Here is a 20,775-nt window from a genome sequence, read left to right on the forward strand (position 1 = left end):
CGGTGTCCAAGCCTACGTCGCCCCACCGACGGTTCCGTGTCGGTGAGGAAGGCGACCAGGAGGCGTCAGGCCGGTTTACGAGCGAAAGCGTGCAGACGGCTCGCGATGTCCCGCAACGGAGCCGTCACCGCGGCCAACGCCTCGAACTCGGCGAGATCCCGCTCCCACGACGCAGCCGTCCCGGGGGTGGGCTCGGCCGAAATGGTCTCCGACACGACACCGTCGCCCTGGATGTGTTCCACAGACAGCCCCGCCTCGTCGAGCAGGGTGGTCAGTCCCTCGACGTCGAGCCTGCGCAGGAGCGTGTCGGAGTCGCCGCTCAACACACCACTGGGCTCGGCGAGCAACCGACGGGCCTCCACGAGCCGGCCCGTGAGAGCCCGGTGCAGCACGGCCGCGTGACGATTGGCCGCCAGCACCGACACAGCACCGCCACCCGCGGTCACCTCGGCGATCGCCGCGACGACGCTCTCCGGGTCGTCCACGACCTCCAACAACGAATGCGCGAGCACGAGATCGGCGGAACCCGGCCGAACATGCTCGGCCAACGCGTCGGAGTCGTCGGCCACCACCGTGATCCGGTCGGAGACGCCGTCCTCCGCCGCGCGCCGCTCCAGGGTGGCCAGAGCGTCGAGGTTGGGCTCCACCACCGTCACTCTGCATCCGGCGGCCGCAAAGGGCACAGCCCACACACCGCTGCCGCCGCCGACATCCACCACCACCGGTTCCTCGGCTCTCCGAGCGCGCGCGGCACGCAGCTCGGCCTCCAGCACCTTCCGCACCGCCGCCGACCCCTGACCGGCCGAAGTCTCCGCTCGCATGGAATCAAGAGTAGTTGGGGCACCTCACACGTTCTCATGGTGACCACACCCGGCTACGCTCGCAGGCGTGCACACGGTCGCCGTACTCAGCCTCAAGGGAGGCGTCGGCAAAACGACGGTTGCTCTGGGTATTGCCTCGGCTGCGCTACGCAGGGGAACCCGGACGCTGGTGGCGGACCTCGATCCGCAGGGCAATGCCACTGCCACGCTGGATCCTCCGCTGACCGACGCCACACTCGCCGATGTATTGGAGGCACCCCGGCTGGGGGTGCTGACGAAAGCGATCGCGGCCAGCGGATGGAGCGACGCCGTCGACGTGCTCGTCGGGTCCGAGGAGCTCGAACTCCTCAACGAGCCGGGCCCGCACGCACGCCGCATGGACAATCTCGCGAGGGCGTTGCACGAGCTACGCACCTACCCCCGAGGCAAGCCCTACGAGCTCGCCATCCTCGACTGTCCCCCATCGCTCGGGCGGTTGACCCGTTCAGCGCTCATCGCCGCCGACAGTGCCCTGCTCGTCACCGAGCCCACCATGTACGCGGTGGCGGGCGCGCAGCGTGCGTTGGAGGCCATCGACAACGTCCGTGCCGAGCACAATCCCCGGTTGCGTCCGGCGGGTGTCGTGGTCAACCGGTTGCGCAGCCGGTCTTACGAACACGAGTACCGCGTCCAGGAACTACGGGAGTCGTTCGGGCGGCTCGTGATGCCCACGGCGATCCCCGACCGCCTGGTCATCCAGCAGGCACAGGGTGCCTGCACACCCATCCACGAATGGAACTCACCCGCCGCACAGGAGATCGCGCTCACCTTCAACATGGTGCTCGCGAAGATCCTGAGGTCCGACCGCGCGGGACGCCACCGCCTCACCGGTCATGAACCGCCCGAGCCCGCCCCACCCAGGGGCGGAGGGCCCACCCCTCGGCTGCCCACCGATCGACCGTACGTCGACCGCTAGGCGGACAGGACGCAGCGGCTTCCGAGGGCGGCCCTCTCCCGAGTACGGCCGGTTTTCCCCCGACGCCCGTCGGCCTCGCCCCCACACGAGTTCGGGTCCGGGCCGGCCGACGGTGCGCCACCGAAAAATACGTTGCCGTACACCTCCGATCCCACCTAACGTGGCGGTACACGGGAAAGGAGGTGGTCCGACGGTGAATATCCACAGGACTCGTGAGGTGGCTGTCCACTGACAGCACACGGACCACCCAGTTGGCACGTGTGTCTGCCGGTGAATACCAGGCAGTCACCGGCCTCCAGTGCTCTCGGGGACCGGTCCGCCTCGAGCCCGAACGGCTGACGACGTTCCGGGAGTCGCACTGGAGGTCTTTTCATTTCCGGGTGCTGCGGAAGGGACCGGGGAAGCTTTCCGCGGTACCCGGTCCGCATCGCTCGCGACAGACGCGACAGCCACGACGGCTCGGCGGCGGAGCCACGACCGTATGACGGATACTGGTGCCGTGCTCTTCGACAAGATCGTCCGACCCGCTCTCTACCGTCTCCACCGCCACGACGCGGAAGCGGTGCACGAACGCACCGTGAGCCTGTTGGCGAGGCTCGGCACGATCGATCCCGTGACCACCGCGTTGCGGCGCCATTACCGGGTCGACGACCCGTGCACGGTCTTCGGTATCCGATTCCCCAGCCGTCTCGGACTGGCCGCAGGCTTGGACAAGGACGGTCGCGCGCTCAAAGCGTGGCCCGCGCTCGGCTTCGGGTTCGTCGAGGTCGGCACGGTCACCTGGCACGCGCAACCGGGCAACCCACGGCCGAGGTTGTTCGCGCTGAGCGACAGCGACGCCGTGATCAACCGCATGGGGTTCAACAACGCGGGTGCGACCGCCCTCGCCCGGCGCCTCGCGGCCACGGGCCAACTCGACGTTCCCCTGGGCATCAGCATCGGCAAGTCGAAGGTCACGCCGGTCGAGGACGCGATAGCCGACTATCGGAATTCGTTGGTGACTCTGCACCCGTACGCCGACTACATGGCCGTGAACGTGAGCTCCCCTAACACCCCGGGGTTACGCAAACTCCAGGACCGGGGCGCGCTCACGGAGTTGCTCACGGAGTTGTCCCGTACCACGCGCAGCCTCGCGGAGGACAGCGGGCGAGGGCCGGTGCCACTGCTCGTGAAAGTGGCGCCCGACCTGTCTTTCGACGCCATCGCGGAGCTGCTCGGTGTGTGCTCGGAGCACGGAGTCGCGGGCATCATCGCGACGAACACGACCCTGGCCCGCGACGGGCTCGCTCCGCGAGACGCCCGGTTCGTCGACGAGCAGGGCGGATTGTCGGGCCGCCCGCTGACCGCGCGTGCTCTGAACGTGGTGCGTTTCGTGCGTGAGCAGGCCGGAGACTCCCTGCCGATCATCGGGGTCGGTGGGATCAGCGGTCCCGACGACGCGCTGCGCATGCTCGACGCGGGCGCGAGTCTGCTCCAGGTCTTCACCGCCTTCGCACTGCACGGTCCCGGCGTGGTGAAACGGATCAACTCCCGGCTCACGCTTCGATCGGCCGCAACGCGCTGAGGTGCCGTAGGTAGGCGCGCCAGCACTGCCACGCCGTGAGGTCCTCGCCGCGTTCGGCCACCGCCGGGTCACACAAGATCGCCAAGGAACTCGTTCCATCCGACAGTTCCACCGTGCCCAGACGCATGGGTGCCGGCAGATGCGCCACGAACTCACCCAGCGCCGACGGGGAGAGCAGCCAGCGTTCTCCCACCAACGAGCCGCCCTGCTGGGGAGCCCTCGCGTCCACGACGCCCGCTTCGGGCGGCTCCTGCCCGATCAGCAGCATCCGGTAGTGACGCGCGGTCGTGACGAATCCTGCGAACCGCGCACCGGCCTCGGTCAGATCGTTCGCACGAGGTTGGCCCCGTAGATAGGCTCCGAACGCCACCAGGCCGACCCCGGTGTCCGGATAGGGGGTCGAAGCTTGCGAACCGGTGAGTAAACCGGCGAGATCGAGCGCCACCTGATCGTCGAACGGCTTGGTCACCACGCCCATTCCCCTTCCGTCGGCCGCGGGGATCAGCACGGCGGACGTGTCGAGACGGGTCACCAGCTGCGCCAACGATCCGGCCTCGCTTCCGAGGGGTACCAGGAGCGCGTCGTGGTCGTGCAGGGTGAACGCCGCCCGCCGCAGGCACCAACCGTTCGTCCCACCGAGGTCGACTTCGTCGATCAGCGCGCCCACGACACGCAGAGTGTCCATCGTCGCTTCCAGCCTCGCGCGTACGTCGACATCCAAACGGGCGCGCAACGCGCTGTCGGGCACGCCGACACGCGGATGGTCGCCCGCGCTGAGACGGACCGAATCGGGCCAATCCCGGCTGTGACCCACGCGCGAGTCGCTTCCGGTGACCGCCGCGGCGACCCTCTGTGCCACAGCCGCTTCGCGAGCCAACACCGTGGCAGCCCCCGGCCCTCCGAGAGGCACGAGCCCACGAGTCGGGACGAACCCGACGACGTCCCGGCACACCGACGGCGGTTCGCTCACCAACAAGGCGTCGAGTTTGCTGAGCGTCTCCAGCCGTGCTTCGGGCACGGTCGCCATGGCACCGGGAACGGTATGTCCAACGACCACACCTCCCGCCTGGACCAGCCGTCCGGTGATCACGGGATCATCCGGCGCGGCGACGAGCGTGCCCACCAACGGCAGGCGTTCCCCCGCTCGTACCCGCTCGTCCACGGACTTGGCGTCAACCAAGACGTCCTCTCGGCAGCGCAACCACACTCCCGGAGCGGGTCCGAACCCACGCGAGAGCGCGTCGAACACCGACAGTACGCGCTGGACCGCCTGGCTCATGGTGATCGGAGGAAGTGGAGCCGTGTCGTCGTCGAACAGGAACGGGTTCACGCCACTGTCCTTTCAATGACAGGTTCTGGCGCGTAGTGCCTACCCCGCTCGGCAGCCGGTCAACCGGCCGATCCTCAGCGCGACGACAGCTCGCGTAGCGCGGAGGCCAAGCCCGCGAGACGGTCGGTCGCGTCCGTCAGGGCTTCCTTGGCCTCAGTCATACCGCTGTCGGTGGCCGCCACGGCACGGCCCGCCGCGGCGACCAAAGTGCCGTACTCCTCGACTCCCTCATCGAGCTGTTTCCGCAGGCCGGTGATAGCGGAGTCCAACGCGGGTTGTTCCGCCGGAGGCGCGGAAGCCCGAGCTCGTTCCACCGACTCGATGCGGGACGCGAGCGCACGTAACGCGGAAGCGGTCTCCATCGCGGTGGACCGAGTCTGGTCGACCGACAAAGGCGGCACAGGAACGTCCGCCGTCGAAAGTTGATCCAACAGGTCGGTCAGAGTGGACTCGCTGCGGGCCAATCGCTCCATGGGCTCCCGCGCCACTGACCCCGCACGCGGAAGCGTGGACGGTTCTCGGGCCGGGGAGACCGACATCCTGCTCAGTTGGTACAGCCGGATACCCGACCGTACGCTGAGGGCACTGAAGACGACCGTGCCGACGAGACCGCTGAAAGCGCCTTGCCAACCGTCGATCCCCCCGGTGATGCCGGCGTAACCGGCGAGTGCGTAGAGCACGCACAGCAGGGAGAGCACGATCCACAGCGTCAGCGCACGGGAAGTACGCCGCTTACGGCGTTCATGCTTGGCCGCGGGATCGTTCCACTTCGCCCATTTGTCCCGCACCTCCGCGACGACGGGTGGGACAGCTGTGAGCGGCGGCCGTGTCACGGGCCGACCACTGTCCTCGGACGGAGTATCCGTCCGAGCACTGTCGGCGTAGGCCCGCAACATGCGCTGCGCTCGCTGGGCGTAGTCGGGCAGACGTTGTAGATGCTTGTCGAACTTACCGAAACGCTCGTTCCGTCCGCCCGCCACGGTCACCCCCGCGATAACACCGCTTCAGTTATGCCTGGTTCTTCTGCCGCTCGGCCTCTACCCGGGCCTGGATCTCGCGCTGGATGTCCGAACTGGTGGACGACGAGGCCGCACCGCTGCTCGTGGAGGCACCATCGGTCACCTGCGCAACCGACTCGCCCTTCATCGACGCCCTGATCTGCTCGAGACGGTTGTGCCCGGCAAGCTGCGTGGTGGAGTGCTGAACCTCCAGCATCCGACCCTGCACCGAGTTCTGCGCCAGCTCGGCCGACCCCAGCGCCGTGCTGTAGCGCTTCTCGATCTTGTCGCGCACCTCGTCCAACGACGGTGTGTTGCTGGGCGCCGCCAGCTCGGACATCTGGTTCAAGGACGCGGAGACCTGCTCCTGCATCTTGGCCTGCTCCAGCTGCGAGAGCAGCTTGGTGCGCTCGGCCAGCTTCTGCTGCAGCATGCTCGCGTTGCGCTCCACAGCCTGCTTGGCCTGCTCGGCGGCCTGCAAAGCCTGGTCGTGCAGCGTCTTGAGGTCCTCGATGCCCTGCTCGGCGGTCACCAACTGGGCGGCGAAACCCTCGGCGGCGGTCTCGAACTCCTGGGCCTTCGCCTCGTCGCCCTTGGCTCGAGCCTCCTCCGCGAGCGTCAACGCCTGGCGAGTGGACGCCTGCAGCTTCTCCACCTCACCGAGCTGCCGGTTCAGCTTCATCTCCAGCTGCCGTTGGTTACCGATCACCGACGCGGCCTGCTGGGAGAGCGTCTGGTGGTTCCGCTGCGCCTCCTCGATGGCCTGCTGGATCTGCACCTTCGGATCGGCGTGTTCATCGACCTTGGACGAAAACGCCGCCATGAGGTACTTCCAGAACTTCACGAACGGATTGGCCATCTCCTCCGCCTGCCTTCTCACATCCCACAGTTACCGATCGGGTGACCACCTGCCCGTTGCGCTATTCGCTCGCCGAACACGTGACCCCCGTGTTTGTTCCATCGTGTCAGGTCGCACGTCGGCGTTCCAGACGACCCCTGCGATTTCAGGGAGACCCCTGACCGGGTCGAGGCCCATCGGTGACGTTCTCGTCACCTCATTCCCGACCCGGGCGGTCACGCGGCCAGAACGGCCTTCGACTTCGGAGCGCGAATCGTGGTGCGCAAAGCGGGAGGCAGGTAGAGGTCGGAGAGGTCCTTGTCCGCCGTGGCGCCGGTAAGGCGATCCTCCTCGAAGCCCTCGGCACCGGCCGGCACCGGCTCCTTACCGTCCGTGGCACTCACGCCGCCGGCGTCGCTCATCGAGGCACGCTCGGGCCTCGGTTCGGACGTGGGCTCGACACCCGATTCGACGCGGTCGAGGGCCGCCACATCCTCCGCGACGTTATGCAGCAATTCGCCGAGAGGAAGGTCCAGTGCCTCACAGATCGAGGCGAGTAACTCGCTGGACGCCTCCTTCTGGCCTCGCTCGACCTCGGACAAGTACCCGAGGCTCACCTTGGCGGCGCGGGAGATGTCGCGCAGCGTCCGGCGCTTGGTGGTGCGGGCATGACGGAGCCGATCACCGATCGCCTCACGCAACAGCACGGTCATCACGCGCCTCCCTTCCAACTGTGTCCACGGTACCGAGAACGAGGGACGGAACGCAGGTGTCCACGGCCCCGTCCGCCCACAGCGAACGCAATTTCGGCCTCCAACCCGGTTCGAGCCGTGATATAGGCGATACAGGCGTGGCATTACACACGGCTACAAGCGTTCCTCGAGCAGCCGCAGTGCGCATGTCACCGAGCCCGCTCGCACCGCCTCCCGTTCCCCGTCGAGGTGCACAGTCCGCTCCGTCCGTGTGTCGCCCGGACCCGCCAGCCCGAGATGGACCGTGCCGGGCTCGACACCGCTCTGCGGATCGGGTCCGGCGACCCCGGTCAGTCCGAGTCCCCAGTCCGCCTCACAACGTCGGCGAGCGCCCTCGGCCAGCTGTGCGGCGACCTCGGGATGCACAGCCCCGTGTTCGGCCAGCAGCGCGGGGTCCACATCGGCGAGGGTGTGTTTGAGATCGGTGGCGTAGACGACGAGGCCTCCTCGTAACACCGCGCTCGCACCCGGAACCTGAGTGATCGTGGCGCAGACGAGCCCGGCCGTGAGCGATTCGGCCGTGGCGACCGTCTGCCCCCGCCGGGTCAGCTCGGCCACGAGCCTCGCGGCGATGTCCGCGTCCACGCCTCGGTCGCTCATTCCGTCCCCACGGTGCCGCGCCGGGCCGCCGCCCGCAGGCGAAGCGCCCGGACCAGGTAGTCCACCCCCGTGGCGACCGTGAGCACGAGCGCCACGCCCAGCAATACCCACTCCACGGGTGCGACCTGCGCGGGCAACGGCAGTAGGACCACCCCGATGGCCACCACCTGCGTCAGAGTCTTGGCCTTACCGCCCTTGCTCGCGGGAATGACCCCGTGCCGGATCACCCAGAACCGCAGAACCGTCACGGCCAGTTCCCGGCCCAGTATCACGGCCGTCACCCACCACGGAAGCTCGCCGAGCACGCTGAGCTCCACGAGAGCGGCGCCGATCAGTGCTTTGTCGGCGATCGGGTCCGCGACCTTGCCGAAGTCCGTCACCAACCCGTAGCGCCGAGCCACCCAGCCGTCAACACGGTCGGTCAGCGCGGCGACCACGAACACCGCCGTGGCGATGTATCGCCACGAGTCGGCATCGGCGACGTCCGCGGCGAACAACGCCCCGACGAAAACCGGCACGAGCACCAGCCGCAGCACGGTGAGCACGTTGGCCGCGTTCAACGTAGGAACGGCTGGACCCACTCGACCACCACCGTCGGCCCCGAGATCGGCGTCGGCTTTGTCAGTACTCACGTCGCGACGTCCGAATCGAACGTGGACCCGTCGAGCGGCCGAACCACCAGGTCGACGCCCGCACTGTCCACCACCTCACAACGGAGCAGCTCACCCACCTTGCAGTCGATCTCCCCCAGCACCACGCACTCGCCGTCCACCTCGGGTGCTTGATGCGCGGCCCTGCCGACGATCTCCTCGTCGACGGATTCCACCAGCACATCGACGACCGATCCGACCCGGTCCTCGGCCCGCTGCGCGCTCAGCTCCTCGACGAGCGCGGACACACGGCCGACCCGCTCGGCGATCACGTCCTCGTCGAGTTTGCCGTCGAACGTCTCGGCCTCGGTGCCGTCCTCGTCCGAGTAACCGAATACCCCGACCGCGTCGAGCCGCGCCTCGGTGAGGAACCGCTCCAGCTCGGCGACGTCCTCCTCGGTCTCGCCCGGGAATCCGACGATCACGTTCGTCCGGATACCCGCCTCGGGCGCGTAGGACCGGATCTGCTCGATCAACGCGAGGAACGACTCGGTGGAGCCGAACCGGCGCATCCGCCGCAGCACCGACTCACTGGAGTGTTGGAACGAGAGGTCGAAGTAGTCGGCCACACCGGGGGTGGTGGCGATCACCTTCACCAGGTCGGGCCGTGTCTCCGCCGGCTGGAGATACGACACCCGCACCCGGTCGATACCGTCCACGGCCGCCAATCGAGGCAGCAACTGTTCCAGGGCCCTCGTCCCGCCGAGATCGCGGCCGAGGTCCTTGCCGTAGGAGGTGGAGTTCTCGCTGACGAGGAACAGCTCCCGCACCCCCTGCGACGCCAGCCACTCCGCCTCGGCGACCAACTCGTCGGGATGACGTGACACGAACGAACCCCGAAACGACGGAATAGCGCAGAACGAGCACCGTCGGTCACATCCGGAAGCGATCTTGAGCGGGGCGACCGGGGAGTCGTCGAGCCGCGAGCGCAGTACCCTGGGACCCCACCCGGCGTGCCCGGGCACGGTCACCTCGTCGGCGGCGGCCTGCCGGTCCACGGGGGTGATGGGCAGTAGAGTGCGGCGGTCCGTCGGCGTGTGCGACTCGACCGACCGGCCCTCGGCGATGTCCACGAGCCGTTCGGCCAGGTGCGGATAGTGGTCGAACCCAAGCACCGCGTCGGCCTCGGGAAGGTTCTCCGCCAGCTCCCTGCCGTAACGCTCGGCCATGCACCCCACCGCGACCACCTTGGCGCCGGTGTCGGCGGCGGCGAGCAGCGTGTCGACCGAATCCTTCTTCGCCTGCTCGACGAACCCGCAGGTGTTCACCACGACGACGTCACTGGACTCGGGGTCGTCACTGAGCTGCCAGCCGCTCGAGGCGAGTCGCCCCGCGAGTTCCTCGGAGTCGACCTCGTTACGGGCACAGCCGAGCGTCAACAGGGAGACTCGACGGTTGTGCGAGGATTCAGTGCTAGACACCCGCTCAGGGTAACCGGCGTACAGACAGTGTTCGGGCATGCCCTGGGCACACCGACCGGCACAAGCGTTAGCGTTTATGCCTGTGCAAGCACCCCTAATCCGCCGCGCACGCATCGCCGACGTGCGCAGAATCAAGGCACTGGTCGACTCCGACGCGGGCCGGGGGCTGCTGCGAAAAGACCTGATCACCCTCTACGAGGACATGCAGGAGTTCTGGGTCGCAGAGCTCGACGGACGCGTGGTGGGTTGCGGTGCGCTACATGTGATGTGGGAGGACCTCGCCGAGATCCGCACGGTGGCAGTCGACCGGTCCGTGCGCGGCCGCGGTATCGGACACGCGCTCGTGGAGCGGCTCATCGACCTGGCCGTGGAGCTGGGGCTGAAGCGGTTGTTCGTGCTCACGTTCGAGACCGAGTTCTTCGGTCGGCACGGTTTCATCGAGATCACGGGAACGCCCGTGCCGAAAGAGGTCTACGAGGAGATGCGCCGCTCGGCCGACACCGGCGTCGCCGAATTCCTCGACCTGCCGTTCGTCAAGCCCAACACGCTCGGCAATACACGCATGCTGCTGCACCTCGACGAACGTAAGAGCGTCGTCGACCGCCCACAGCGTCCGGAACGGTCTCTAGGATCGAGCGCCTAGCAGGGCTCCGACCCGGGAGAGTCGAGCCAGCCAGCGCGCGGCCGTGACGGGGTCCGTGGGCGCGTGGGCCTCCATCAGCGACGACTCCGGCTGGGGCGGCGCGAACGGTACGGTCACGAACCCGTCGACCGGCTTCAACGCCGATGCGGACCCGACCACGTCACCGTTGAGCAGCGACAGCGTGCCCAACCCGCACGCGAAAGGCAGCTCGGGCAACGCGGCCGCCAGCGCCACCTCCGCGGCCAGGCCCACACTGGTCTCGAGCGCCGAGGACACCACACACGGCAGGCCGCTATCCTCGGCGGTCCGCAGCGCCCGACGAACCCCGCCCAGCGGTGTGCATTTGATGACAGCGACGTCGGCGGCCTCGGCCCTGGCCACGCGCAACGGGTCGTCGGCCCTACGGATGGACTCGTCGGCGGCGATCCGCACATCCACACGGCGCCGCACCTGCGCCAGCTCATCCACGGTCGGACACGGCTGCTCGACGTACTCGAGACCACCCGCCGAACGATCGAGCACACGGATGTGACGCACAGCGGTGTCGACGTCCCACGCCGCGTTGGCGTCCACCCGGATCGCACCGTCCGGACCGAGTGCGTCGCGCACGGCCTCCACCCGGACCTGGTCCTCCCCCAGCGAGCCGGGATGGTCGGCGACCTTGACCTTGGCGGTGTCGCAACCGGAGCGCGACACGATGTCGTGGGCCGTGTCGGGGTCCACGGCGGGTACCGTGCAGTTGACGGGGATGCGGCGACGCACCGGAGTGGGCCAGTCGTTCGTGCACTGTTCCAACGCCGCGGCCAACCACGGGACCGACGCCGCGTCACCGTAGTCCTCGAACGGGCAGAACTCCCCCCAACCCGACGGCCCGCGCAGCAGCATCCCCTCCCGCACGGTGATGCCCCGGAAGCGCGTCCTCATGGGAATGGAGTAGACGCGGACAGACTCCACGACAGCCAACGGATCGGTCTTGTCGGACAGAGGGAACTCGGTCGAACCGAACGGCACAGGACTCACTCCTCGGACGGGGGGTCGTCCCCACGGATCAGCGCGAGCACTCTCGGCAGGTCGTCGGGCTTGACCAGTACCTCGCGCGCCTTGGAGCCCTCGGACGGGCCCACGACGCCACGGGTCTCGAGCAGGTCCATCAACCTGCCCGCCTTGGCGAAGCCGACCCGCAGCTTGCGCTGCAACATCGACGTCGAACCGAACTGCGAACTCACCACCAGCTCGGCCGCCTGAAGCAGTACCTCCAAATCGTCGCCGATGTCGGGGTCGATGTCCTTCTTCTCCCCCGCCTTGGCGACTGTGACGCCCTCGGTGTAGTCCGGTTCGGCCTGCTCCTTGGTGGCGGCCACGACAGCGGAGATCTCCTCGTCACTGACGAACGCGCCCTGGATGCGGGTGGGTTTGCCCGCTCCCATCGGCAGGTACAGGGCGTCTCCCATCCCGATCAGTTTCTCCGCGCCGGGTTGGTCGAGGATGACGCGGGAGTCGGTGAGCGACGACGTCGCGAAGGCCAGCCGCGATGGCACGTTGGTCTTGATGAGCCCCGTCACCACGTCCACGGACGGCCGCTGCGTGGCCAGGACGAGGTGGATACCCGCCGCCCGGGCCTTCTGGGTGATCCGCACGATGGCGTCCTCGACATCCCTCGGAGCGGTCATCATGAGGTCGGCGAGCTCGTCGACGATCGCCATGATGTAGGGGTAGGGGCGGTACTCCCGCTCGCTGCCGGGTGGGGTGGTGATCTCCCCTGAGCGTACCTTGCGGTTGAAGTCGTCGATGTGCCGCACGCGGTTGGCCTGCATGTCCTGGTACCGCTGCTCCATCTCCTCGACGAGCCAGGCGAGCGCGGCGGCGGCTTTCTTCGGCTGCGTGATGATGGGCGTGATGAGGTGTGGGATGCCCTCGTAGGGCGTCAGTTCGACCATCTTCGGGTCGATGAGGATCATGCGGCATTCGTCGGGGGTGGCCCGTGCGAGCAAGGACACCAGCATCGAGTTGACGAAACTCGACTTACCGGACCCCGTGGACCCGGCCACCAACAGATGCGGCATCTTCGTCAGGTTCGCGGTGACGAAGTGGCCCTCGATGTCCTTGCCGAGGCCGATGACCATCGGATGGTCGTCGGACGCCGCCACCGGCGAGCGCAGCACGTCACCCAGGCGCACCATCTCGCGATCGGTGTTGGGCACTTCGATGCCCACCGCCGACTTACCGGGGATCGGCGCGAGCAAGCGCACGTTCTCCGTGGCCACCGCGTAGGCGATGTTCTTGGTGAGCGCGGTGATCTTCTCCACCTTGACGCCGGGACCGAGTTCCACCTCGTAACGGGTGACCGTGGGGCCACGAGTGAAACCCGTGACCTGAGCGTCGATTTTGAATTGCTCCAGGACTCCCGTGATCGCTTCGATCATGGCGTCGTTGGCGCGGCTGTGTGCCTTCGGCGCGTCCCCGAGGGTGAGCAGTTCGAGCGAGGGCAGCTTGTAGTCGCCCTCGACGGTCCGGGTGACCGTGAGCGCGGGTTCCTGGCGGCGCTTCGCACTGGAAGCCTTGGCCGGCGCCGAGGCCCGCAGTGGTGTAGTCACGTGGGACTGGGACTCATCGGACGTGCCAGACTTGCCGGATTTGACGTTTTTGCCGACCTTTGTGGTCTTGTCGGAAGCGGTGTCGTCCGACTCCGTGAAGTCGAGTTCGGCCTGCGTGCCGTCGGAAGCCCCACGCTTGCGGCGCGTGGGCTTACGCAAGCGCGCGGAAGCGGGGTCGGCCTCGGTCGCCGGATCGTGTTCGGCCGGCTCCGCACCACCGCTCTTCTTCTTCGCGACACCGCGGTCGGACGCGTCGGCTTCGGCGCTCCATTCCCGCAACCGCTGAGGGATACGCCGGATCGGAGTTCCCGCGAACACCAACACGCCGTAGAGCAACACGAGCACGAGCAACGGCACGGCCACCCAGCTAGTGACACCCCGGGCGAGCAGATCACCGGAGAACCACCCGATCCACCCGCCCGCGTACATCTGCTCGGCGTGCTCCTGCGGCCTCCCACTGATCAGGTGCAGCAGGCCGAGCACGGCCATCCCCACCAGCAGACCGCCCACGACCATGCGGGGACGGGTCTCGGGCCGGGGCTGCGACCTCATGAGCACCACGGCCGCGACCAGGAGCGCCACGGGCAATCCGACGGCGGCTGCACCGATCACGCTCCGGGTGCCGACGGCGATCCACTCCCCGACCGGCCCCGCCGCTTCCCAACCGACGCCGACGGCCGCGATGAAGGCCAGGGCGATGAGTCCGAGCGCCACACCGTCTCTGCGGTGCTCCGGGTCGAGCTCGCGGGTACGACCCACCGCGCGAGCCAAGCCACCGACACCACGCGCCAACAAAGACCAGGTGCCACGTAGGGCTTTGACCAGGGCCCCTCCGGAGGAGCGGGTAGGTCGCTTCGCCGGTGGCCTACGGGCCGCGGCCGAGCGGCCGGATGTCTTCCCCGCCGCCGGACGCGCCGAAGACCTGCTCTTCGTCCCCTTCGCCGAGGACGTGCTCTTCGCCGAGCCTTGCGATCCGCGGCTCGTGCTCGCGGAGCCTCGCCCCCTGGTCGTCGAACCGCTCGCCATACTCCTACGGTAACCGGTTCACCACTCTCGCCCCGAGCGCCACACTGGCCACACGTGACATTGATCGGCAAAGGTCCGTCCCGTGCCGAAAACACCGGTACGCATGACATGCTTCGCCCTATGGTGGCGCTTCAACACGACCGAGGGTCCTCCGGACAGGGAACACGTGCTCCCCTGATGTGGCGGACACTCCTCGCCCTCGACCACGCATTGGTGAACGTGGCCGGGCGACTGCGCATCAGCGGAGGCGTTCCGCGGGAGTTGAGGGGCAAACCGCTCCTCATGGCCGCGAACCACATCGGGGTTTTCGACGCTTTCGTCCTGGTTGCCGCGTGTCGACGCCTCGGCCTCGCGCCACGGTTCATGCTGGCGGGCGGACTGTTGGACGCGCCGGTGATCGGCCCAGCGCTGCGCGCCAGTGGTCACCTACGGGTCGACCGGGGTTCGGCCTCGGCGGTGGCGCAGTTCGGGCAGGCCGCCGAAGCACTGCGCACGAGCACGGCCCCGATCATCGTCTATCCCGAAGGACGCATCAGCCACGATCCGGGCCTGTGGCCGGAACGCGGCAAGACCGGCGCCGCGCGTCTCGCCCTCTCCGCGAACGTGCCGGTGATCCCCATCAGCCAATGGGGCGCGCACGAGGCCGTGTACTGGGGGACCGAGACGGTGACCGGCCTGGCCGACATCGTGCCGCTGGCGCGGTCAGGACTCACCGCCCCACTGCGCAGACCCACTTTCCGGGTGCACTTCGGTGAGCCGGTCGACCTCACGGAATTCGAAGCCGGACGGCCCGGAGACGCCGTGAAAGCCCACGCGGCGATCATGCGGGCCATCACCGACGGGCTTGTGCCGCTACGGGCCGGCGAACCGGACGTACCGCGGTTCCGCGACCCCACGCGTCCCACCGATGGCCACAGTCCGTGGCGGCCGGGAACGCAGATATGACGGGCTCCACCGAAGCCACCACCGTGGCGCCACCCCGCAGCCGGTCTCGCGGTATCGCGCTGCTCGTCGCCGCCTCGCTGTGTTTCGGCAGCTCCGGAGTGCTGGCCAAACCGGCGATGACGTCCGGGTTGACGCCTGAACAGGTCGCCACGGCCCGCATCAGCATCGCCGCGCTGGTGCTCCTCCTCGGTGTAGGACTGCCCCGGCCCCGACTGCTGCGGGTGCAGCGCGGGCAATGGCGGCTCCTTCTCGGTTACGGACTTCTCGGCGTGGCCGGTGTCCAGCTGTTCTACTTCCTGGCCGCAGCGCGAGTACCGGTGGGCATCGCCATCCTGCTGGAATTCACGTCGCCGGTCCTCGTGGCACTGTGGGTGCGATTCGTACGCCGGGTACGGCTGCCGTGGCCGACGTGGACCGGCATCGGACTCGCCCTGCTGGGCCTGGCTTTGGTGGCCCGCGTCCACGAGGGTCTGGTGCTCGACGCTTTGGGCCTGCTGGCCGGCATCGCCGCGGCGCTGTGTTCGGCGGCGTACTTCCTGATCGGCGAGCGGGGCATGGCCATCCACCACCCGCTCGGCATGGTCACCTGGGGAATGGTGATCGCAGCCGTGGCCGTGGGCCTCGTCGCACCGCCCTGGACCATGCCCCTTTCGACGCTGCTGTCCTCCGCCGAATTCGGTCCATGGCAGCCGCCCGTGTGGTTACTGCTCGTGACCGTCGCGGTGTTCTCCACCGTTTTCGCCTATTTCGCGGGCATCACCGCTCTGCGGCACCTACCCGCCTCCACCGCCAGCGTGCTCGCGCTGTTGGAACCGCTCGTCGCCACGAGCATGGCGTGGGCGTTGCTGGGTGAGGCACTGGTCTGGGTGCAGATCCTCGGTGCCGTCGTGTTACTCGGCGGAGCCCTGCTGGTGCAACTGACCGCGCCCGCCGCACAGGGCGGGCCGACGGGCCCGGCCGAACCGCTACCGGGTGAGGCAGCGGCCGGGGCTCGGGCCGCCGTCCGAAAGAATCGAGTGGAACCTCAGGAGGGAGCATGACCCGTCCGACCCGTGCCGAACAGCGCCGTGCCCGCTGGGCCCTGCTGGCCCAGGTCGTCACCGCCGTGCTGGCACTCGCGGCGATCAGCGTGACCGCCCGACAGCAGCCCGAGACCGGATCTACCGCACGCGTCAAACAGGAATGACCGTCGGCACGATCATCGGCCTGCGGCGGTAAGTCCCGGCGACCCAACGGCCCACCACCCGCCGAACCGCCTGGGCGATCTGGTGGGTGTCGGTGATGCCCTCGGCCTCTGTGCGCGACAGCTCCATCTCCACAAGCCGGGTCACCTCGTCGAGGGCCTTGGGGTCGTCGGAGAACCCGCGTCCCGACAGGGTAGGCGAGCTCACGGCACGGCCGGTGGTCGAGTCGACGGCCACGGTGATGGCGATGAATCCACCCTCGCCGAGGACCAACCGATCGGACAACGTGGACTCTCCCACGTCCCCGACCGACAGTCCGTCGACGTACACCATGCCGACCTCGACGCGGCCTGTGATGGAAGCCTTGCCGTCGACGAGGTCGACTACCACGCCGTCTTCGGCCAACACCACGTTGTCCTCGTCCACGCCGGTGCGCACGGCCAACGCCGCGTTCGCCCGCAGGTGCCGCCACTCGCCGTGCACCGGCATCACGTTCTTGGGCCGCACGGCGTTGTAGAGGAACAACAGCTCCCCCGCCGAAGCGTGCCCCGACACGTGCACCTTCGCATTGCCCTGGTGGATGACGTCTGCGCCGAGGCGCACCAAACCGTTGATGACACCGAACACGGCGGTCTCGTTACCGGGGATGAGCGAACTGGCCAGCACCACCGTGTCGCCGGCCCGGATCGAGATCTGCTTGTGCTCGCCCCGCGCCATCCGCGACAGCGCCGACAACGGCTCGCCCTGCGACCCCGTGGAGACGAACAGCACCTTGGATTCGGGGAGGTTCACGGCCTCGTCGAGGTCGATCAACAGCCCTTCCGGGATGTTCAGCAACCCGAGATCGGCAGCGATGGTCATGTTACGCATCATCGACCGACCCACGAACGTCACGCGGCGACCGTGTCGATGAGCGGCGTCGAGCACCTGCTGCACACGATGGACGTGGCTGGCGAAACACGCCACGATGACCCGCTGGCGCACCCGCGCGATGACGTCGTCCAGCACGGGACCGATGTCGCTTTCCGGAGTGACGAAGCCCGGGACCTCGGCGTTGGTGGAGTCGATACACAACAAGTCGACGCCTTCGTCACCGAGTCGGGAGAATCCCGCCAGATCGGTGAGCCTGCCGTCGAGCGGCAACTGGTCCAGCTTGATGTCACCCGTGTGCAGCACGAGTCCGGCGGGAGTACGCAACGCGACGGCGAGCGCATCCGGGATCGAGTGGTTGACCGCGAAGAACTCCAGCTCGAACGGACCGACCTTGCGCCGCTGCCCTTCGGCGACCTCGGTCAGGACCGGCCGCTGCCGGTGTTCCTTGCACTTGGCCTCCAACAGAGCCAGCGTGAACCGCGATCCGTACACCGGCAGATCGGGGCGCATGCGCAGCAGGAAGGGCACGGCCCCGATGTGGTCCTCGTGCCCGTGGGTGAGCACGAGGGCCTCGATGTCATCGATCCGGTCCTCGATCGCCCGGAAGTCGGGCAGGATCAGATCCACACCCGGCTGGGCGTCCTCGGGGAACAAGACACCGCAATCGACCACGAGAAGTCGACCGTCGTACTCGAAGACGGTCATGTTGCGGCCGACCTCGCCGATGCCGCCGAGGGCGACGATGCGGAGTCCGCCCTCGGGCAGCGGCGGCGGTGGCTGGTGTGTGGGGCCCGGTCCGATTGACTTCTGACTCACCGATGAATCGTCCCAACGCTCGTGTGGGTGGTAGGTGCGACGTAAGCGGCCGCCGAGTCGGCCTGGGCGACGCGTGAGCCCGCCCAGTCGTCCGCGGAGGAGGTCTCCAGCGGCACTCCCGCCTGCGTGAGGTCCTCGGCGATGGCCCGCACCTGCTCCTCGGTGGCGGGCACGATCGGTAGCCGGGGGTCGCCCACGTCGACACCGCGCAGCCGCAACGCCGTTTTGGCGAACACTACGCCACCGACGCGCGAGAACGCGCGGTACACCGGGATCATGCCACGGTGGTTGGTGCGAGCGGTGGAGGTGTCTCCGTTCTCGTAGGCATCGATCATGGCGCGGATCCGGCCGGCCACGACGTGGCCGATGACGCTGACCACGCCCGTCGCTCCGACCGACAACCACGGCAGGTTGAGTCCGTCGTCGCCGGAGTAGTACGCGAGGTGGGTGTTGGCGATGACCTCGCTCCCCGCCAGCAGGTCGCCCTTGGCGTCCTTGACGGCGAGGATGCGCGGGTGCTCGGCGAGCCTGCGCAGAGTGTCGACCTCGATGGGCACGATCGAGCGCGGCGGGATGTCGTACAGCATCACCGGCAGTTCGGTGGCGTCCGCGACCGTGGTGAAGTGTGCGAACAGTCCTGCCTGGGTGGGCCGCGAGTAGTACGGCGTCACGACGAGGAGTCCGTGGGCACCGGCCTGTTCCGCTCGACGGGCGAGTTCCACGCTGTGAGCGGTGTCGTACGTGCCCGCGCCTGCCACGACGGTGGCGCGGTCACCGACGGCCTCCACGACGGCCCGGACGACGTCGGTCTTCTCCGCGTCGCTCGTCGTGGGGCTCTCGCCCGTGGTGCCGTTGACGACCAGACCATCGTTACCCAGATCCACCAGGTGCACGGCGAGCTCCTGCGCCCGCTTCAGGTCCACCGCGCCCTCGGCGGTGAACGGCGTGACCATGGCGGTGAGTACACGGCCGAAAGGACGTCCCGGTGCGGCCGTGGGGGGAGTGGGCGGTGCGATCGACATGGATTCGACGGTACCTCTTCAACTCGACGACGACCGCGCCGACCGGCGCAAATGCATTGATGCGCGCTGATCCGCCGACGCGGCGACAGGATTGCCGGTGACGGCGCGGTGAAACGAAAACGTTTCCGGTTACCGGACCGACTGCACCACCGACTGGGACATCTGGGTGCCGTCCTCCCGGCCGAGCAGACAGTAGACCGAGCGGGCCGGGTCATCGGGAGGATCTTGTCGCTTCTCCCACTCGTCCTGACTGGGGATCAACGCCCGATAGACCAGTTGACCACGGAATTCGTCCTTGACCTTGCTGGAGTGGAAGGAGAAACCACATACCGTTTCCCCGAAGTGGGCGAACGCCTCCCGGCCCGGGTACTGATACGCCACGGCGTCATCGTCGTTCGAGGAGCTCAGGTTCCAGGTGGTGTACAGCTCGAGGTCGTGCGACTGGTCGCAGTCGACCCAGTTGCTGTCGGCCAGCGAACGCCCCTTGTCCACGGTCGTGTTGACACAGTCGTTGTAGCTGTCCGCGTTCAGCTGCTCGACGTCACCGTTCTCACCGTAGGTGAGCGTGGGCAGCATCTGTTCGTCCACATCGGGCGACCACACCGGCTTACCGAGGAAGAACCCACCGACCAACAATCCGACGGCCGCGAGCGCGCCTCCGGTGAACAGTGCCTTCTTCCTGCCCGGACTCATCCGCCGCGCGGGCACACCACCGTGGGCGAGCCCTCCGGCGACCATCGTGGGATGCGGCCCGGACTGGTGGGTTGTCGACTGCACGGTCGACACCGGTTGCCCGGTCGGTGGAGTCCCCGGAACAGGCTGCTGGGCGGCGAGGCTGAGCAGTCCGTGCGCCTGAGCGGCTGTGATCCGACCCTCCGGCGTGGCGGACATCAGTCCCATGATCGCCGAGGCGAGCGGCCCGTGGACCCGGGTCAGATACGGGACCTCGGTCATGATCGCGTGGAGGGTGGCCGCCGTGCTCGACCGCTCGAACGGTACGGAGCCCTCCGCGGCGAAGAACAACGCCGCTCCCAACGACCACAGGTCCGAGGCGGGCATCGCCTCGCGCCCTTCGACACGCTCGGGCGCCATGAACGCGGGTGAGCCGACGAGCATCCCGCTCGTGGTGATGCGCGGATCGTCGATGGCCTGCGCGATACCGAAGTCGGTGAGTTTCGCCCGACCGTCCGCGCCCACCATGATGTTGGCCGGTTTGACGTCGCGGTGCACGATCCCCGCCTGATGCGCGGCGTTCAGTGCCGACAGCACCTGCAATCCGATCGAGGCGACCTGCTGCGCGGGCAGGGGGCCGTTGCGCCGCACGAGTTCGGAGAGCGTGGGAGCCTCGACGAGTTCCATGACGATGTAGGTGGTGTCGCCTTCGGCCACCACGTCGAACACCGTCACCACGGCCGGGTCGTTGAGTCGGCCACCGGTGCGCACCTCACGCAGCACCCGCTCCTGGAACACACCCGTGTCCTCCGCACCGTCGGGCAAGCTGAGTTCCTTGATGGCCACCTGCCTGCCGATCACGGTGTCCTCGGCACGCCAGACGACGCCCATGCCGCCTCGGCCGAGCTCGTCGATCACCCGGTACCGGTCGGCGATCACCCTCGAAGCGGAGAAGGCGGGCGTGGTGTCGGTCTGCTCGTCGGTCAACCTTGCCTCTCCTCGTCTCGTGCGCAGAGATCGTAACGAGATCGCCCGTACCGGGGGCGGCTACCCACGCAGACACCCACCGTG

At 68.1% G+C, this 20,775-nt stretch carries 20 protein-coding genes; 7 read left to right on the forward strand and 13 right to left on the reverse strand.

The window, feature by feature from the left end:
* Positions 1–65 precede the first annotated feature (65 nt).
* Entirely contained in the window at positions 66–821 is a 756-nt protein-coding gene (locus M7H19_RS05685) for a methyltransferase domain-containing protein (protein WP_298177889.1), read from the reverse strand.
* Between the two features lie 67 nt (positions 822–888).
* On the opposite strand from M7H19_RS05685, the gene M7H19_RS05690 reads away from it, so the two are divergent.
* Positions 889–1,776: a ParA family protein gene (locus M7H19_RS05690; RefSeq protein WP_298177891.1), complete on the forward strand. Its 888-nt coding sequence runs from the start codon at positions 889–891 to the stop codon at positions 1,774–1,776.
* Positions 1,777–2,275: 499 nt separating this feature from the next.
* A complete protein-coding gene (locus tag M7H19_RS05695; RefSeq protein WP_298178030.1) occupies positions 2,276–3,340 on the forward strand; it encodes a quinone-dependent dihydroorotate dehydrogenase in 1,065 nt (354 codons plus the stop codon).
* Here M7H19_RS05695 and M7H19_RS05700 read toward each other — a convergent pair.
* The 7 genes from M7H19_RS05700 to rimO form a co-directional block, all read right to left on the reverse strand.
* Positions 3,312–4,670, reverse strand: coding sequence for an amidase (locus M7H19_RS05700; RefSeq protein WP_298177893.1), 1,359 nt, complete (start codon positions 4,668–4,670; stop codon positions 3,312–3,314). The genes M7H19_RS05695 and M7H19_RS05700 overlap by 29 nt on opposite strands.
* A gap of 74 nt (positions 4,671–4,744) precedes the next feature.
* The gene (locus tag M7H19_RS05705) at positions 4,745–5,650 is read right to left on the reverse strand and encodes a hypothetical protein (RefSeq protein ID WP_298177896.1); all 906 of its coding nucleotides are present in this window, start codon (positions 5,648–5,650) and stop codon (positions 4,745–4,747) included.
* Positions 5,651–5,678: 28 nt separating this feature from the next.
* Positions 5,679–6,527, reverse strand: coding sequence for a PspA/IM30 family protein (locus tag M7H19_RS05710; protein ID WP_298178032.1), 849 nt, complete (start codon positions 6,525–6,527; stop codon positions 5,679–5,681).
* Positions 6,528–6,742: 215 nt separating this feature from the next.
* Positions 6,743–7,219, reverse strand: coding sequence for a helix-turn-helix transcriptional regulator (locus M7H19_RS05715; protein WP_298177898.1), 477 nt, complete (start codon positions 7,217–7,219; stop codon positions 6,743–6,745).
* A gap of 153 nt (positions 7,220–7,372) precedes the next feature.
* The gene (locus M7H19_RS05720; RefSeq protein ID WP_298177900.1) at positions 7,373–7,858 is read right to left on the reverse strand and encodes a CinA family protein; all 486 of its coding nucleotides are present in this window, start codon (positions 7,856–7,858) and stop codon (positions 7,373–7,375) included.
* A complete protein-coding gene (gene pgsA, locus M7H19_RS05725) occupies positions 7,855–8,439 on the reverse strand; it encodes a CDP-diacylglycerol--glycerol-3-phosphate 3-phosphatidyltransferase (protein WP_298178034.1) in 585 nt (194 codons plus the stop codon). Before pgsA ends, M7H19_RS05720 begins: the two co-directional genes overlap by 4 nt.
* Positions 8,440–8,486: 47 nt before the next feature.
* Positions 8,487–9,929 carry a 30S ribosomal protein S12 methylthiotransferase RimO gene (gene rimO / locus M7H19_RS05730; protein ID WP_298177902.1) on the reverse strand — a complete coding sequence of 481 codons (1,443 nt, stop codon included), beginning with the start codon at positions 9,927–9,929 and terminating at the stop codon, positions 8,487–8,489.
* A gap of 76 nt (positions 9,930–10,005) precedes the next feature.
* On the opposite strand from rimO, the gene M7H19_RS05735 reads away from it, so the two are divergent.
* Entirely contained in the window at positions 10,006–10,572 is a 567-nt protein-coding gene (locus M7H19_RS05735; protein ID WP_298177904.1) for an amino-acid N-acetyltransferase, read from the forward strand.
* Here M7H19_RS05735 and M7H19_RS05740 read toward each other — a convergent pair.
* Both M7H19_RS05740 and M7H19_RS05745 read right to left on the reverse strand, forming a co-directional pair.
* Complete coding sequence (locus tag M7H19_RS05740) at positions 10,555–11,556, reverse strand: o-succinylbenzoate synthase (protein WP_298178036.1); 1,002 nt, start codon at positions 11,554–11,556, stop codon at positions 10,555–10,557. The two genes, M7H19_RS05735 and M7H19_RS05740, sit on opposite strands and share 18 nt — an antisense overlap.
* 32 nt (positions 11,557–11,588) lie before the next feature.
* A complete protein-coding gene (locus tag M7H19_RS05745; RefSeq protein WP_298177906.1) occupies positions 11,589–13,937 on the reverse strand; it encodes a DNA translocase FtsK in 2,349 nt (782 codons plus the stop codon).
* 46 nt (positions 13,938–13,983) lie between these two features.
* Between M7H19_RS05745 and M7H19_RS05750 the strand changes: the two genes are divergently transcribed.
* The 4 genes from M7H19_RS05750 to M7H19_RS05765 all read left to right on the forward strand — a co-directional run bounded on the left by M7H19_RS05750 (position 13,984) and on the right by M7H19_RS05765 (position 16,323).
* Complete coding sequence (locus M7H19_RS05750; RefSeq protein WP_298177909.1) at positions 13,984–14,205, forward strand: hypothetical protein; 222 nt, start codon at positions 13,984–13,986, stop codon at positions 14,203–14,205.
* A gap of 95 nt (positions 14,206–14,300) precedes the next feature.
* Positions 14,301–15,137, forward strand: a complete 837-nt coding sequence (locus M7H19_RS05755; protein WP_298177911.1) for a lysophospholipid acyltransferase family protein — start codon at positions 14,301–14,303, stop codon at positions 15,135–15,137.
* A complete protein-coding gene (locus M7H19_RS05760) occupies positions 15,134–16,177 on the forward strand; it encodes an EamA family transporter (RefSeq protein WP_298177913.1) in 1,044 nt (347 codons plus the stop codon). The genes M7H19_RS05755 and M7H19_RS05760 overlap by 4 nt, the downstream gene beginning before the upstream one ends.
* The gene (locus M7H19_RS05765; protein WP_298177915.1) at positions 16,174–16,323 is read left to right on the forward strand and encodes a hypothetical protein; all 150 of its coding nucleotides are present in this window, start codon (positions 16,174–16,176) and stop codon (positions 16,321–16,323) included. Before M7H19_RS05760 ends, M7H19_RS05765 begins: the two co-directional genes overlap by 4 nt.
* Here M7H19_RS05765 and M7H19_RS05770 read toward each other — a convergent pair.
* The 3 genes from M7H19_RS05770 to M7H19_RS05780 form a co-directional block, all read right to left on the reverse strand.
* Positions 16,310–18,010 carry a ribonuclease J gene (locus M7H19_RS05770; RefSeq protein ID WP_298177917.1) on the reverse strand — a complete coding sequence of 567 codons (1,701 nt, stop codon included), beginning with the start codon at positions 18,008–18,010 and terminating at the stop codon, positions 16,310–16,312. The two genes, M7H19_RS05765 and M7H19_RS05770, sit on opposite strands and share 14 nt — an antisense overlap.
* Positions 18,007–19,032, reverse strand: coding sequence for a 4-hydroxy-tetrahydrodipicolinate synthase (gene dapA / locus M7H19_RS05775; RefSeq protein WP_298177919.1), 1,026 nt, complete (start codon positions 19,030–19,032; stop codon positions 18,007–18,009). The genes M7H19_RS05770 and dapA overlap by 4 nt, the downstream gene beginning before the upstream one ends.
* A 129-nt stretch (positions 19,033–19,161) precedes the next feature.
* Positions 19,162–20,691, reverse strand: coding sequence for a serine/threonine-protein kinase (locus tag M7H19_RS05780; RefSeq protein WP_298177921.1), 1,530 nt, complete (start codon positions 20,689–20,691; stop codon positions 19,162–19,164).
* Between the last annotated feature and the right edge of the window lie 84 nt (positions 20,692–20,775).

This window comes from Saccharomonospora sp., from assembly GCF_027317685.1.
Lineage (GTDB): Bacteria > Actinomycetota > Actinomycetes > Mycobacteriales > Pseudonocardiaceae > Saccharomonospora.